Origin of the sequence: Carnimonas bestiolae (assembly GCF_051251145.1) — a bacterium.
Taxonomy (GTDB): Bacteria; Pseudomonadota; Gammaproteobacteria; order Pseudomonadales; family Halomonadaceae; genus Carnimonas; species Carnimonas bestiolae.
Genome location: NZ_JBPCZK010000001.1, coordinates 527,013 through 541,383 on the forward strand (window position 1 = coordinate 527,013; position 14,371 = coordinate 541,383).

The window sequence follows — 14,371 nt, forward strand, 5'->3', positions numbered from 1 at the left end:
TCGGCGCTCTCGCTCGCAGCGCTCGGCTTCTCTCGACACCCATAGGACAACGCCATGCAGGATATCGCGACACTAGAAGCACGCTGGCAGGCCATCTTGCGCGCGCTGGCCGGGGCGCAGAGCGACGGTGATGCCGCTCACGATATAAGCCATTTTGAGCGCGTGTGGGCCACCGCCAAACAGATACTGCCTGCCCATCCCGAGGCGCAGCCGCAAGTGGTGATGGCGGCCTGCTACCTGCACGATCTAGTCAACCTGCCCAAGAATCACCCTCAGCGCGCCGAAGCGTCTCGGCGTTCTGCCCAGTGCGCAGTGCAGACGCTCAAGGAGCACGATTTTCCTGCTCAGCAGCTCGATGACGTTGCTCACGCCATCGAGGCGCATAGCTTCTCGGCGGGCATTACCCCTCAAACCATCGATGCCAAAATCGTTCAGGATGCTGATCGGCTCGATGCGTTAGGCGCGATTGGCATCGCTCGTATGCTCTACGTTAGCGGCGCATTGCAGCGTACCATTAGCCACCCCACCGACCCGCTGGCCGAGCAGCGCCCGCTCGACGACAGCCGCTACACCCTCGATCACATCGAGACCAAGCTACTGACGCTGCCCAGTCTTCTGCATACCAACACCGCCAAAACCATCGCCGCTGCGCGCTGCCAATGGGTGCGCGAGTTCCGCGAGCAGTTTATCGCCGAATGCGCAGGCGAGCGCTAGGCCTTCCATACTCACTCGCGGCATATCGAATTGGCTGATTGGCGGCTGGGCGGCTGGGCGGCTGGGCGGTTCGGCGGTTCGGCGGTTCGGCGGTTCGGCGGTTCGGCGGTTCGGCGGTTCGGCGGTTCGGCGGTTCGGCGGTTCGGCGGTTCGGCGGTTCGGCGGCTAAACCATGTTCGCCTTGCAGGCAAAACAAAACCCCTTGCAACCGTGAGGCTGCAAGGGGCTGAAAACTGGTAGGACCGAGCGGATTCGAACCGCTGACCTCTACGATGTCAACGTAGCGCTCTAACCAACTGAGCTACGGTCCTATGGCGCGCGATGGATAAACCATTGGGCGCATTTGGTAGGACCAAGCGGATTTGAACCGCTGACCTCCACGATGTCAACGTGGCGCTCTAACCAACTGAGCTATGGTCCTATGGCTGCCTGGCTACCCTGAATGCCGCTGGCGACACTATTGGGGCTGCCTAAGCGCTGCGCTATTCTACTGGTTTTCCGTTGAAATGCAATGACCTGCGTAACAATACCAACGGCGCTGCCGCACCCGCGACAGCGCCCTTTATGGCCGGCTCAGTTCTCAACGGTGAACAGCTTGGTGGCTTCTACCGCACGCTGCCAGCCCTTGTAGAGCTTGTCGCGCTGCTGTTCGGTGATTTCCGGTTCGAACACCTTATCCGCCGCCCACTGCGCCTTGATCTCGTCGCGGTTCTTCCAGAATCCAGTCGCCAGCCCCGCCAGATACGCGGCACCCAGCGCGGTAGTTTCGGTTACTTTGGGGCGCACCACCGACACATCGAGAATGTCGCTTTGGAATTGGCCGAGAAAATCATTGTTGATCGCCCCGCCGTCAACGCGCAGCTCTTTCAGCGACAAGCCGGAATCGGCCAGCATCGCATTCAGCACGTCGCGCGTTTGATAGGCCATCGACTCGAGCCCCGCGCGAATGAACTGCTCCTTGCTGGTGCCACGAGTAATACCGAACATCGCCCCGCGAATATCGCTACGCCAGTGCGGTGCTCCCAGCCCGACGAAGGCAGGCACCATGTATACGCCGCCGTTGTCGCCAGCGCGCAGTGCATATTCTTCACTATCGCTGGCGCGCCCCAGCATACGCATGCCGTCACGCATCCATTGGATCACAGAGCCGGCAACAAAGATCGATCCTTCCAACACATACTCGACCTTGCCATCGAGGCCCCAGGCGATTGACGTTAGCAGCCCATTGCTCGACTCGACGGGCTCATGGCCGGTGTTCATCATCATGAAGCAACCGGTGCCATAAGTGTTCTTGACCATGCCAGCGTCATAACACGCTTGCCCAAACAGTGCCGCGTGCTGGTCGCCAGCAATACCGGCGATCGGGATCTCTTCACCGAAGAAGTACTCGCCGCGCGTATCACCATAAACTTCGCTGGAATTGCGTACTTCCGGCAGCATCTCGCGGGGTACATCAAGCATCGCCAGCAGTTCGTCATCCCACTCGAGGGTGTGGATGTTAAACATCATGGTACGGCAGGCATTCGAATAATCAGTGACATGCACCTTACCGTGGGTCAGGTTCCAGATAACCCAGGTGTCAATGGTGCCGAACAGCAGCTCGCCGCGCCGCGCACGTTCACGCGCACCGTCAACATTATCGAGAATCCACTTGACCTTGGTGCCTGAGAAGTAGGCATCGATCAGCAGCCCCGTTTTGGAGCGCACCAGATCTTCGTAGCCCTGATCTTTCAACTCGTCACACACGCCGCTGGTCTGACGCGACTGCCACACGATAGCGTTGTGAATCGGCTGACCGGTCTTGCGATCCCACACCACAGTAGTTTCGCGTTGATTGGTGATACCCACCCCGGCCAGTTCGCCAGGACGTACATCGTAGTTATTGAGCACTTCTGTGATGGTGGTGTATACGCTAGTAATAATCTCACGCGGGTTGTGCTCTACCCAGCCCGGCTGCGGAAACAGCTGCGAGAACTCACGCTGTGCAGACCCCACTGGCGTACCCGCATGATCGAACAGAATGGCGCGTGAGCTAGTAGTGCCCTGATCGATGGCAAGAATATAACGCTTATTCATTATTGGTCTCCAAGGTCGGTGGCGTTACCGGCAGTGGGTGCAGAACCGCTGTGCAGTAGATCGCGCTGACGCGCAGGCAAGAAAGGATAAATGAGCACTTGATAGGCAAGACCGCCCAGCACGCCGCCAATCAATGGCCCGGCAATGGGTGCCCACCAATAGTTGCCAGCCGCCGGGAAGGCCGAAGGACCCCAGCCCGCCAGCCACGCAAAAATACGTGGACCAAGATCACGCGCGGGGTTGATTGCCCAGCCTTCCAGATAACCCATCGAGGCGCCGATCAATGCCACCAGCAGGCCGATCATTAGCGCACCGGTGTTGGCAGAGGGGGCGACTTCATTAAAACGTTCGGTAATGGCGAAAATACCGCAGACCAGGAAGCCGGTCAGCAATATCTCGTTGACGAAGGCATGCATTGGCGTAATGGACGGACCGGGCGCGGTAAAGAATACTCCCGCCGCACCGCCCGCTTCACGCGTTAGCTGGTGCGTTTCGTTGAAGGTATCAATCACGGTGAAGTAAAGCGCGTACACCAACGCAGCGCCGATGATGCCGCCGATAACCTGAGCCACCCAGTAAGGCAACACCTTGCCCCACGAGAAATTGCGGTATAGCGCCAGCGCCAGAGTGACCGCCGGGTTGGCATGGGTGCCGGTTACCGAGCCGGTCGCGTAGATGGCCATGGTCACCGCCAGCCCCCAGCACATGGCTACGCCCCAGTAGGCGTTAACGTAGGGGCTAGGATCATAAAGCAGTAGCATGGCGGCAACCGATCCACCAAACGAAATGATGATAAATACGGCGACTGCTTCAGAGATCAATTCACCCAGAAATTGCTTGTTCATTACTGCTCCTCACTGCCGCGCCCTGTGGCGCCCGTGCAGATGAATCTCGAGACCGCGTTCCATGGCTCGACGCAGCGGAACAAACAACGAAACGTACTTGCTTTTGGCGTTATCCTGGTCGCTGGCAGCGGTATTCCGAGGTGCGCTACCAGCAACGCGCGATGTGGCAAAAGAGTGCCGCCCATATGTTCATTACCGCAACATGAAGCCGTTTATTTTTTCGAATACGAAATTACCTCAACCAAGCTACACAGCACAGTAATAAACGCCAATTTGCCGGCATACTTTGGTCTTAACCCTGCAATAAAAAACGACAACTATCGATAAAACAGCGACTTAAATACCATCCAAAAAGCTGCCCAAGCGACCGACCACGGAATTCCTGGGGCGAATAGCGCCACGCCTTGCGGGTAACATTTGTTGTTTTCCGAAATAGCGATAAGCTCTGTCATATAAAAGCGCACGAATAGAGGCGACACGACAAGCCATGCTCGGTGTTCCACCTAACCATTGGCACCCGCTGACTGACCGGGCAGCGTGTTAGCGCCGCGCATTTCAGTACCACTTGAGGAGACACCATGCACGAACGCGGCTCAGGCCAGGAAGCACGCCACGAGCAAATTATCGCCATCGTCAATGACCGCGGCTACGCCACCATCGAACAGCTTGCGTCGCACTTTTCAGTCACGCCGCAAACTATCCGCCGCGACCTCAACCACCTTTCCAGCGATGGCCGCATTCGCCGCGTGCACGGCGGCGCAGGCAGAGACGAATCGAGCACCACCAACGCGCCTTATCTATCACGCCAGCGCCAGAATAGCGATGCCAAGCAGCGGATTGCCGAGTTAGTGGCGGCCGCCATCCCCGATAACGCCTCGCTTTTTATTAACATTGGGACCAGCACCGAGATGGTGGCGCGCGCGCTGCTCAACCATCGTGGTTTGGAGATTATTACCAATAACCTCAACGTCGCATCGATTTTGCAGCCCAAGGACGACTTCAACGTGATTATTGCTGGCGGCACGGTGCGCAGCTATGACGGCGGCATTATTGGCGAAGCCACCATCGATTTCATCAATCAATTCAAGGTGGACTTCGGCATTATCGGGATCAGCGGCATCGATAACGAAGACGGCTCGCTGCTCGAATACGATTACCGCGAAGTGCGCGTCGCCCAGGCAATCATCAACAACTCGCGGCGGCGGCTATTGGTGGCCGACGATTCCAAGTTTGGCCGCCGCGCGTTGGTCAGGCAGGCCAACATTGGACAGATCGATGCACTGTTCACCAACGCGATGCCGCCTGATTCACTGCTGCAAGTGCTTAGCGCGAACGAAGTCGAACTAAACATTGCGGAGTAACCCCCAACGTCTTCATCTAATAGAGGGTTGATAACGCCCCCGCCTTGGTTTATGTTCACTTTCGAAACCGAAGCGGTTCGAAAACGAACACCCATCCTTCGTTAACGCCGCTCTCACTTTTGCGACCAGGCGCTTCCAGGGTCTTTAACGCGACCGCTTTGCCAGACCGCCGCCTGCTACATCCCGTGTGGAGAAGCTCTTATGTCAGACAGTCAACTCATTGATCTTTTTGTCATTGGCGGTGGCATCAACGGTGCCGGCATTGCCAATGATGCCGCGGGCCGTGGCCTGAGTGTCGCGCTGTGCGAGCAGGACGACTTCGCTGCCCATACGTCGTCGGCGTCGAGCAAGCTGATTCACGGCGGTCTTCGCTACCTCGAGTACAAGGAATTTCGTTTGGTGCGCGAAGCGCTGCGCGAGCGTGAAGTGCTGCTGAAAAAAGCGCCTCATATCGTCTGGCCGCTGCGCTTTATACTGCCGCATCAGAAGCACTTGCGCCCGGCCTGGATGCTGCGTGCGGGGCTGTTCCTGTACGACCACCTGAGCCCCCGCGCTACCCTGCCCGCGAGCAAAACACTTAACTTCAAGCGCGAATTCGGCGGCCAAAGCCCGCTGGTCGATTCGATTACCAAAGGCTTCGAATACTCCGACTGCTGGGTCGACGATGCGCGCCTAGTGGTACTGAACGTGCTTCAGGCACAGCAGAAAGGCGCAGAAATTCTTGCGCGCAGCCGCTGCATAGATGCCAAGGAGCAGGATGGCGTGTGGCACCTGACGCTTGAAAACACCGTTACTGGCGAGCGCTTCGAGCGTCGCGCTCGCGCCATCGCCAATGCCGCCGGCGCCTGGGTCACCTCGTTCATTCGCGAGCACTCTACTCGCAAACCGAACCTTGGCATCAAGATGATCAAGGGCAGCCACCTGATCATGCCGCGTATCAATACCGATGAGCGCGCCTACATTTTGCAGAACAGCGATAACCGCATCGTGTTTGTGCTGCCGTGGCAGCAGGAGTACAGCATTGTCGGCACCACCGACGTCGATTATCACGATGACCCGTCGTCGATTACTATCAGCGATGAAGAAACCGATTACCTGATCAAGGTGCTGAACGAACACTTCAAGGCGGACTTCACCCGTGATCAAGTGGTGTCGAGCTACGCTGGGGTGCGCCCGCTGTGCGACGACGAATCCTCTGATCCGTCAGCGATGACGCGAGACTACACGCTGGATCTCGACGGCGATAAAAGCCACGCGCCCTTGCTGGCAGTATATGGCGGCAAAATCACCACCTATCGCAAACTAGCAGAATCGGCGCTGGAAAAACTGGCGCCCTTCTTCCCCAACATGGGGCAGCCGTGGACCGCTGAAGCCACGATGCCAGGCGGCGATATCGGCAATCGCCTCGACTATGCGCGTGAGTTGCAGCGTCGCTTCCCGTGGCTGGAAACCTCCACCACTGAGCGTTATGCCGCCAGCTACGGTCGCCTGTGCGAAATCTTCCTGAGCGACGATCAAGCGGCGATGGGCGAACACTTTGGTGCGGGGCTCACGGCAGCCGAAATCGATTATCTGATTGAGCACGAATGGGCCCGTGAGGTGGACGATGTGCTGTGGCGACGCACCAAACTCAAGGTGCATCTGGATCAGCAGGCGCAGCAGCGTGTGGCCGACTATCTCAAGCAGAAAATCGGCGCTCACGAACCGCAGCCCGCGACCTCAGCCGAATAACATCAGCGGCGACGCTCTGTGGGTAGAGTTACCGACAGAGCGCTTCCGCCAACCACCTACGGCCAATAAAAAAAGCCTTACCGGCGTACCGACCAGTGAGGCTTTTTCTTATCTCTTATGCTGCCCAAAAAGCGGGCGTATATTGTAGCCCTATAGGGCGCAATAAGCTGCCATCTTTGTTTTTGCAAGGAAACCAAGATGGCGGCAGGGTACTCGTTGGCGAAGGCGTTGAAGACGGCCAAGAAAGCGCGTGACTTGAGCCAAGAAGCATTCTCCGACGTGCCGAGCCGTACCTACATGAGTTACGCGCTGGGGCGCGACCTGGAAAACCCGACCACCAGCAAACTGGCAGAGTTGTGCGAAGTGATGGAAGTCCACCCGCTCACGCTGCTGACGCTAGCCTGTGTTGGCGATGATGAACACAAGACGGACCAGCCTCTGGCACGAGTACGATAGGAACTCATGACCACCCTCTAAAACGCGGGAAAGTGAACGCACTTGCCCTGAAAAGCAGACACTTGCTGCCGGCTTGCTTTCAACAAACTTAAAGGAAACGCATTGTGACTATGCATGTGACGTTCGACACCAATGTCCTGGATTTGGCTTGTCGGCCAGAGCGATTCCCCAAGGACCATCGACAACCTCGGCTACAGAAGGTGCATGACGCTCTCGCCGCCAAGAGAATTCAAGGCTTCTATTCAGCAACTATGCTGACTATAGAAGGAATCATGCGCAAGGACCGGGCAGAGGTTTTTTCAAATACTAAGCTCAAGTCAGAACCAGAGAAAATCTCGATCACCAAGAATGAAGACCTTCCCGAAACGATCCTAGCAGAGGTTGGAACTTCCGATATCGATACAGTTGAGGCTAAGTATATCGTCGATCAGCCTCGAAATCCGCTACATCCAGAGGTCATCGCCAGAATAAAAGCAGCAAAGATACTGGGGGTTCGTGTTCTTAAAGATGTCCCGCGAATTGGCGCATTCAAAATCAATGATCAAAATGGCGATTTCTATCTTGCTAATGGGGAGGGGGATGCCTGGATCGACAAGATTCATGAAGTGACCAGAGCCATTGAAGACCGCGGATTAGGTGCTGCTCAAGTAAAGGCACTTGGCCAAAAAATGGCCTCCGATCCAACGGAAGAGTGGTTTCGTGCTCTCGATAACGCCAAAGACACTCATCAAAAACACGCAGTCCAACGTGCTTTCAGCGAATGGGCCGATGGAGATGCTATTGCCGCGCACATCGCATATGGCCTAGATATTTTCTGCTCGGAGGACATTGGCAACAGCAATGCAACAAATTCCATCCTTGCCCCCACAAACCGAGCATGGCTGACGGCAACCTATGGCGTTCAGTTCATGACCTTCGACGACCTTATGGCCGCCATCCCATAGCGGCGTCAAGCACGGCACTCGTATGCTCCGTTTGTAGGTTCCCCTGAAAGGGCCCCGCCGCAGTGAGCGGTCGTCAGGCTGCCTTGGGCTTGTTGCATGCCCAGATCAGGACATGCGTGCCGTTCTCGCCTTCGATCAGGCGGGTATAGACGTTGGCCGGGAACGAAGGATCGTCCAGAGTTACGGACACATAGGGACGCCCAGCTTCGCTGGTCTTCCGCCACCCCGCGCCTATGCCGTAACTAGCCGCTTGCAGGCGGAAATCGGGGGCACTCTCGTTGTCGCCCTTATCGTTGGGAACCAGCATGGCGTTGAGCGTCAGGGTGCGCAGCGTGCCAGTGTAGCCGTCTTCGTATGCGGTGAAGGTGCCGATGTTAGCCATTGCGATCTCCCCTTTCGGGTTAAACAAGGTCGCGCCAGTGCGTCCTTGCTGTAATCCGTCCGGCAGGGTATGGGCTGGCCGCACCGGCTGCGGTCGAAGCGCAGCGGGAATGCGAAGCTATGCTTATTTTGTTATACATTTCTGATAGATTAACCTAATACTGTGAGAATATTTTCTACCCTGGCATTACAATGCCTCTATCCAGATTAAGTATGGTAAGTTTTAAGGCTCCGGGGGCTTAATTGTGGCTAACAAAATTCCAACTTCTGTAATCGGAGCTGTGGCGTCCGTCATCGCTGCCCATTATTACAGCCACTCCAAGCTCAACTCTTTGTTCATGGAAAGTGGTGCGCCAGGTGATGCACCGCCTGGAAACTGTGAAACAAAGTGCGTAATATGGCTGCGTCGTTGTAATGAAGATCCGTCAATCAACCCGCTTGCAGTGCTTGGATTGGTTATTCAAAAATTCATGGAAGAAGAATCCTCGGATTGGCGACCAGAAATCGCAAAGGGGCAGCAACGTATTCGTGAAAGCCTTTCTAGAAATCAGCTAACTTACCAATTTAATGGTGTCATCACTCTTGCAGGAGCATCTCTTGCAGCGAAGACCCTCACTGATTACTTGAATGCAGGGGATTATGCGTCCGTTGAGTCTGAGTTTGATAGGACAATTCAACAGCTCGATAGAGATCCACATGCGGCGATAACGGCGGCCAGCTCAATTATCGAGGCGCTTTGCAAAACATATATCGAGAGGTTCGATCTTAAGATGCCTACAAATCAGTCGGTTATGCCTGTCTGGCGCGTAGTTCAAGCGCATCTCGGACTTAATATTAACTCAATGCTAAGAGAAGACCAAAAGCGAATATTGCAAGGATTGGCATCAATAGTTGATGGTGTGGGCGCATATCGTACGCACATAGGATCGGCTCATGGCCGAGGCTTAAATCCGCCAAAAATTACGGTGGCAGAGGCACGGCTGGCAGTGAATTCGGCCCATTCATTGGTGATATTTGTTATGGACCTATGGCACGCATCTAATGATTACAAGAAACACATTTCAGCATCCGTCATCTCATCGAATTTAAGTTAAGTAACGATTGGCACAAATAAATGTTGGAGAACTTAAGATGTCGATCGCATTCTCATCAGCACTCTACTATCCCTACATCGACATAAAAAATGAACGATGGTTGCGGAGTGCTGCATTGTTTTGGGATTCCATTAGAACTATCGTCCCAGTTTCGCATCGTGCCCCCTACTCAAACGATCTCGCTCGGGCTTTGTGTGATGAAGGGGTGATTCTACCTGTTCGGGTTTCGTCTGACATGGAAGAAGTTGAGGAGCTTACTGAGCAGGTCCTTGATTTCCTGACAGATCCAGCATCGGCGGCTGTAATGTTCGATACCGAAGGAAATCCAAGTCGCCAAATTCATCCAGACAGAATGTCGCGTGAGTTACACGAACTTGCACATATACATCCAGAAAAATTGTCATACACGATCCGATCAGAGCTTGACCGCGGCTTAAACGATGACGGATGGCTTCATGTGCCCACTGGTTTTGCCAACTTCTACATGACACTACTTGCCTCTCAATTGTCCAAACGGCTAGGAGTCGGCCTGATTACAGAGTCATCAGCAGCGGATCATTTGGCAATTACTGTTCGCAAAGGGAAACCGCTCGGCACGATCAACACGGGCAGAAGAGGACGGCATTTCGATGCATTGGGGCCGAGAAGGTCATTGCCTGAAGATGTGGCGCCAAGCTTGCTTATTGACCTGATGGTCCAAGGGATATCATTGCCCGATCATCTTTCGGCAGCAGAAATTTTAAGATTCAAGAATAGTCATAAAGAAGAATTAGCCATATTTCGCAATGAAGTAGCTAGACTTGCTGGCGACTTGCCGAGAGATGTCCCTGTAGAAGCTTTAAGACAAGCTGTGTCAGACCAATATCGGGCCAATGTCGCACCGGCAATTCGCAGCCTTCGGGATTCACTCAAAGCTCAAAACTGGGAAACAGGTATTAATGGTCTATTAAAGGTTTCATTTTTTTCCGCTGCCCCGACATCTGTTGCAATGCTCTCTGGAGTACCTAGTTCCGTCGCTTTGCTGGCCGGAGCAGGAATTTCTCTTACCGCATCTGCGGTGCTACTGGCGAATCAAAGACGCCAGATAAGAAATAACAACCCATATTCTTATTTGCTCTCGCTAGAGCGTCAGTGGTGAACCTATGGCACTCGATGGATGAATAAAATATAGGCACGGCACTTTGACGTCATTGCAAGCCATGATTTCCACGCGCAGTTATAAATAGAGACTCGAAAAATCGAATACGTTAGGGGTGCTTGCCCGCGAACCGAACGGCGACACGCCGGAACACCCGAATATTGCGGTAAGGTTTTTTTGTCGGATTGCCGCTGCTCGATCTGCAAGCGTACGTGTTCAGCCGCCTGCTACAACCGTTCTCCCAGCACCGCACGCGGCGAAAAGCTGGTCAGATACTCGCCAACGTGGATGCTCGGCTTGTCCAGTTCTAGTAACTCGATCTGTTCGCATTTCTTGCCGGTGCAGAGAATAATTCTCAGGAACGAGGCTTCCTCCGGCTCGCGCTCGTGCTTATCCAGCCAGCGCAGATAAATCTCCATCTGCCCCTTCTAGGCCACTTTGAACTCGTCGGTCTTCAACTCCACCGCCACCAGCAGGCCCAGCAGCGCGTGGCTGACTATCTCAAGCAGAAAATCGGCACTCACAAACCTCAGCCCGCAACTTCAGCCGAGCAAAAATGGCGGCGACGCTCTGTGGGTGGGGTTATCGACAGAGCGCTTCCGCCAACCGACTACGGCCAAAAAAAAAGCCTCACCGGTGTTGAGCTGCACCCCGAAAGTTGGATACTCATCCAACCTTCGGGGTGTTTTGTATGAAATACGATAAAGAGTTCAAACTGAAAGCCGTACAGCAGGTACTGAGACAAGGCGGTGGAATTCAATCAATTTCCGGTCCGTTAGGTTTGGATCCGGCCAAACTCCGGTTGTGGGTCAAACTCTACGAACGCCATGGCATAGATGGTCTGATTCACAAGGGAGCCAGCTATACCGCGGAATTTAAACGGCAGGTTATCCGTCGAATGCGGCAGGAAGGTTGGTCACATCGACAGACAGCTATCGAATTCAATATCCGCAGCCACGGGCACATTGGTAAATGGCTCTCGCTCTATCATGATGGAGGCTTCGATGCGCTTAATCCTAAATCCAGAGGACGATTTTCCGCCATGTCTAGAAAGAGAGCACAGCAACCAGCCAAAACCGGTGATCAGCGTTCTCGTGAAGAACTCATCGAAGAAAACGAAGACCTGAAAGCGGAGATCGCCTACTTAAAAAAGCTCGACGAACTCCTTCGCAAGGAGGAGCTCAACAAAGGGAAACGGCGTTAATCATTCAAGAGCTGCGCCACCGCTTCTCTCTGGCTCGATTGCTTCGGGTCTCAGGCATGGCTCGCAGCACCTGGTACTACCAGACAAGCCGCCTGAAAGCCGCCGATAAATATGAAGAACTCAAAACCCGCATCCGGGCGCTTTATACTTTGCACAGGGGCTGTTACGGCTATCGACGTATGACCCAGGCGCTGTGCAATGAAGGCTGTCACGTGAATCACAAGCTGGTTCATCGACTGATGAAGTCGATGAATATGGGGGCCGTGATCCGCCGCAGGAAAAGGTATAACGCTTACATGGGCGATGTCGGGAAAGCCTCGGAGAATATTCTCAAGCGCAAATTTCGGGCTGATCGCCCGAGTCAAAAGCTGGCAACCGATGTCACCGAGTTCAAGGTGACGGGACAAAAGCTGTATCTGTCGCCCGTTATCGATATGTTCAACGGCGAAATTATTGCCTGGAATTCAGCGACACAGCCCACCTTGCCGCTGGTTGGACACATGCTGAAGAAGCTGAAAAAGCGCTTAAAGCCAAACGATACGCCATTGCTGCACTCGGATCAGGGCATTACCCAAAGCATGTCACGCAAAGGTAACTGCTTGGATAATGCCTGCATCGAAAGCTTCTTCGGAACACTCAAGGAAGAGTGTTATAGACAACAAACCTTCAACACTATTGACGAACTCAAGGCTGCGATAGATCGCTACATCCACTATTACAACCACGAGCGTATCAAAGGCACACTAAAAGGGCTGAGCCCGGTGCAATACCGAACCCAGCCCTTGGGAAGCCCTGCTTAACCAACTGTCCAACTTTTGGGGGTCAGTTCATTTTTCTTTCTCTTATGCTGCCCAAAAAGCGTACGTATGACGCCGCCGCACGTTGACGATACGTTAAGGACAACAGCAAGACCGCGTGCCGCGTTTGCTCATGGAAAGAGGCTGGCGTACTCAGCCAGCCTCCTTTCGGCAGCCCGCAACTAGACGGTGCGCGCGCCTTTTACCGTTGGCAACAGCATAAGCGTCGCTAGCACACAGGCACCGATCAACAGCGCGAAGCCGCCGTTCCAGCCAAGCCAGTCAACGCTGAAGCCCAGCAATGCGCTGGCCGCCACCGAACCGCCCAGATAACCGAACAGGCCGGTTAGCCCCGCCGCCGTACCCGCTGCCTTCTTCGGCACTAATTCGAGCGCCTGCAAACCGATCAGCATCACCGGCCCATAGATAAAGAAACCGATGGCGATCAGCGCCGTCATGTCGATGGCGGGATGTCCGGGCGGATTCAGCCAGTAGAGCAGCGTAAACACCGTTACCAGCAGCATGAAGACAATACCGGTAATGCCGCGGTTACCGCGAAACACCTTATCGGAGAGCCAACCGCACAGTAGCGTGCCGGGAATACCGGCCCACTCATACAGGAAGTAGGCCCACGACGAGCTGTTCACCGCGAAGCCCTTATTTTCCTGCAGGAACACCGGTGCCCAATCCAGCACACCGTAGCGCAGGAAGTAAACGAACACGTTGGCCAGCGCAATGCACCACAGCAGCCGATTGTTCAGCACGTGATTGAACAGAATTTCACGGGTGCTCAGCTCTTGCTCATGCTGCTGCTGATAGCCCTCGGGATACTCGTTACGCCACGCTTCTATGGCAGGCAGGCCGCAGGATTGAGGCGTATCGCGCATGGTCGCCCAGGCAAACAGCGCTACCGCACAGGCCACCAGCGCCGGTAGGTAAAATGCCGAATGCCAGTCATCGAACCACGCCATGCCAAGAATGAACAGCGGCCCGATGGCCCCGCCGCCAACGTTATGCGCCACGTTCCACAACGACACCACGCCGCCACGCTCACTGCGTGACCACCAATGCACCATGGTGCGACCACAGGGCGGCCAGCCCATGCCTTGCGCCCAGCCGTTGATAAACAACAGCGTGAACATGATGCCGACGCTGGATACCGCCCAATCGGCAAACCCGAACAGCAGCATCACCGCCGCCGAAATCAACAGCCCCAGCGGCAGGAAATAGCGCGGATTAGAGCGATCGGACACGGTGCCCATCACAAACTTGGAGATACCGTATGCCACCGCCACCCCAGACATCGCGATGCCGAGCTGGCCGCGCGAGAAACCTTCCTCAATCAGCGCTGGCATGGCCAAGGAGAAGTTTTTTCTTACCAGGTAGTAGCCCGCATAACCGATAAAGATGCCGAGGAATATCTGCCAGCGCAGTCGGCGATACACCGGATCGATTTTGGCATCGGGCAGGGAGGGACGCGCCGCGGCGGGCGCAAGAAGACCTATCATGAGGAGACTCAACCCAGCTGTTCAAGGAGGCTGAAATCTAAGCCAATCAGTGGCTTGCCGCCATTATCATATCGTCGCAGCAACGCATTAGGCAGCGCTCTGTTTTAGACGTTTACCGCATT

At 54.9% G+C, this 14,371-nt stretch carries 13 protein-coding genes, 2 tRNA genes and 1 pseudogene; 9 read left to right on the top strand and 7 right to left on the bottom strand.

The window, feature by feature from the left end:
* The first annotated feature begins 54 nt into the window (after positions 1–54).
* Complete coding sequence (locus R84865_RS02435; protein WP_435638743.1) at positions 55–714, top strand: HD domain-containing protein; 660 nt, start codon at positions 55–57, stop codon at positions 712–714.
* Between the two features lie 234 nt (positions 715–948).
* On the opposite strand, the gene R84865_RS02440 is transcribed toward R84865_RS02435, so the two are convergent.
* The 4 genes from R84865_RS02440 to R84865_RS02455 form a co-directional block, all read right to left on the bottom strand.
* Positions 949–1,025: transfer RNA gene (locus R84865_RS02440), tRNA-Val, on the bottom strand.
* A gap of 33 nt (positions 1,026–1,058) precedes the next feature.
* Positions 1,059–1,135: transfer RNA gene (locus R84865_RS02445), tRNA-Val, on the bottom strand.
* Between the two features lie 152 nt (positions 1,136–1,287).
* Entirely contained in the window at positions 1,288–2,790 is a 1,503-nt protein-coding gene (gene glpK, locus R84865_RS02450; protein ID WP_435638744.1) for a glycerol kinase GlpK, read from the bottom strand.
* Positions 2,790–3,635 carry an MIP/aquaporin family protein gene (locus R84865_RS02455; protein ID WP_435632154.1) on the bottom strand — a complete coding sequence of 282 codons (846 nt, stop codon included), beginning with the start codon at positions 3,633–3,635 and terminating at the stop codon, positions 2,790–2,792. Before R84865_RS02455 ends, glpK begins: the two co-directional genes overlap by 1 nt.
* A 578-nt stretch (positions 3,636–4,213) precedes the next feature.
* On the opposite strand from R84865_RS02455, the gene R84865_RS02460 reads away from it, so the two are divergent.
* The 4 genes from R84865_RS02460 to R84865_RS02475 all read left to right on the top strand — a co-directional run bounded on the left by R84865_RS02460 (position 4,214) and on the right by R84865_RS02475 (position 8,127).
* Positions 4,214–4,996, top strand: coding sequence for a DeoR family transcriptional regulator (locus R84865_RS02460; protein ID WP_435632155.1), 783 nt, complete (start codon positions 4,214–4,216; stop codon positions 4,994–4,996).
* Positions 4,997–5,197: 201 nt separating this feature from the next.
* On the top strand, positions 5,198–6,727 hold the full coding sequence (glpD, locus tag R84865_RS02465; RefSeq protein ID WP_435638745.1) for a glycerol-3-phosphate dehydrogenase: 1,530 nt from the start codon (positions 5,198–5,200) through the stop codon (positions 6,725–6,727).
* Between the two features lie 198 nt (positions 6,728–6,925).
* Positions 6,926–7,183, top strand: a complete 258-nt coding sequence (locus R84865_RS02470) for a helix-turn-helix domain-containing protein (protein WP_435638746.1) — start codon at positions 6,926–6,928, stop codon at positions 7,181–7,183.
* Positions 7,184–7,287: 104 nt separating this feature from the next.
* Positions 7,288–8,127: a hypothetical protein gene (locus R84865_RS02475; RefSeq protein ID WP_435638747.1), complete on the top strand. Its 840-nt coding sequence runs from the start codon at positions 7,288–7,290 to the stop codon at positions 8,125–8,127.
* 73 nt (positions 8,128–8,200) lie between these two features.
* On the opposite strand, the gene R84865_RS02480 is transcribed toward R84865_RS02475, so the two are convergent.
* Positions 8,201–8,509 (bottom strand): DUF736 domain-containing protein, encoded by a 309-nt coding sequence (locus R84865_RS02480; RefSeq protein WP_435638748.1) that lies wholly within the window; start codon positions 8,507–8,509, stop codon positions 8,201–8,203.
* A gap of 244 nt (positions 8,510–8,753) precedes the next feature.
* On the opposite strand from R84865_RS02480, the gene R84865_RS02485 reads away from it, so the two are divergent.
* Positions 8,754–9,602: an abortive infection family protein gene (locus R84865_RS02485; RefSeq protein ID WP_435638749.1), complete on the top strand. Its 849-nt coding sequence runs from the start codon at positions 8,754–8,756 to the stop codon at positions 9,600–9,602.
* Between the two features lie 37 nt (positions 9,603–9,639).
* Positions 9,640–10,740: a hypothetical protein gene (locus R84865_RS02490; protein ID WP_435638750.1), complete on the top strand. Its 1,101-nt coding sequence runs from the start codon at positions 9,640–9,642 to the stop codon at positions 10,738–10,740.
* A gap of 227 nt (positions 10,741–10,967) precedes the next feature.
* On the opposite strand, the gene R84865_RS02495 is transcribed toward R84865_RS02490, so the two are convergent.
* Positions 10,968–11,159, bottom strand: a complete 192-nt coding sequence (locus tag R84865_RS02495; protein ID WP_435638751.1) for a hypothetical protein — start codon at positions 11,157–11,159, stop codon at positions 10,968–10,970.
* Between the two features lie 272 nt (positions 11,160–11,431).
* On the opposite strand from R84865_RS02495, the gene R84865_RS02500 reads away from it, so the two are divergent.
* Together R84865_RS02500 and R84865_RS02505 are read left to right on the top strand one after the other, a co-directional pair.
* Complete coding sequence (locus R84865_RS02500) at positions 11,432–11,944, top strand: helix-turn-helix domain-containing protein (RefSeq protein ID WP_435638752.1); 513 nt, start codon at positions 11,432–11,434, stop codon at positions 11,942–11,944.
* Positions 11,938–12,744 (top strand): annotated as a pseudogene (locus R84865_RS02505) (IS3 family transposase); the annotation flags it as partial. The gene R84865_RS02500 and the pseudogene R84865_RS02505, both read left to right, overlap by 7 nt.
* A 179-nt stretch (positions 12,745–12,923) precedes the next feature.
* Here R84865_RS02505 and glpT read toward each other — a convergent pair.
* On the bottom strand, positions 12,924–14,249 hold the full coding sequence (gene glpT, locus R84865_RS02510; protein WP_435638753.1) for a glycerol-3-phosphate transporter: 1,326 nt from the start codon (positions 14,247–14,249) through the stop codon (positions 12,924–12,926).
* Positions 14,250–14,371: the final 122 nt, after the last annotated feature.

Excerpts from the sequence above, each read along its gene's own strand:
- R84865_RS02435 (WP_435638743.1), top strand. The coding sequence starts at position 55 with ATGCAGGATATCGCGACACTAGAAGCACGCTGGCAGGCCATCTTGCGC.
- glpK (WP_435638744.1), bottom strand. The coding sequence starts at position 2,790 with ATGAATAAGCGTTATATTCTTGCCATCGATCAGGGCACTACTAGCTCA.
- R84865_RS02455 (WP_435632154.1), bottom strand. The coding sequence starts at position 3,635 with ATGAACAAGCAATTTCTGGGTGAATTGATCTCTGAAGCAGTCGCCGTA.
- R84865_RS02460 (WP_435632155.1), top strand. The coding sequence starts at position 4,214 with ATGCACGAACGCGGCTCAGGCCAGGAAGCACGCCACGAGCAAATTATC.
- glpD (WP_435638745.1), top strand. The coding sequence starts at position 5,198 with ATGTCAGACAGTCAACTCATTGATCTTTTTGTCATTGGCGGTGGCATC.
- R84865_RS02470 (WP_435638746.1), top strand. The coding sequence starts at position 6,926 with ATGGCGGCAGGGTACTCGTTGGCGAAGGCGTTGAAGACGGCCAAGAAA.
- R84865_RS02480 (WP_435638748.1), bottom strand. The coding sequence starts at position 8,509 with ATGGCTAACATCGGCACCTTCACCGCATACGAAGACGGCTACACTGGC.
- R84865_RS02490 (WP_435638750.1), top strand. The coding sequence starts at position 9,640 with ATGTCGATCGCATTCTCATCAGCACTCTACTATCCCTACATCGACATA.
- R84865_RS02495 (WP_435638751.1), bottom strand. The coding sequence starts at position 11,159 with ATGGAGATTTATCTGCGCTGGCTGGATAAGCACGAGCGCGAGCCGGAG.
- R84865_RS02500 (WP_435638752.1), top strand. The coding sequence starts at position 11,432 with ATGAAATACGATAAAGAGTTCAAACTGAAAGCCGTACAGCAGGTACTG.
- glpT (WP_435638753.1), bottom strand. The coding sequence starts at position 14,249 with ATGATAGGTCTTCTTGCGCCCGCCGCGGCGCGTCCCTCCCTGCCCGAT.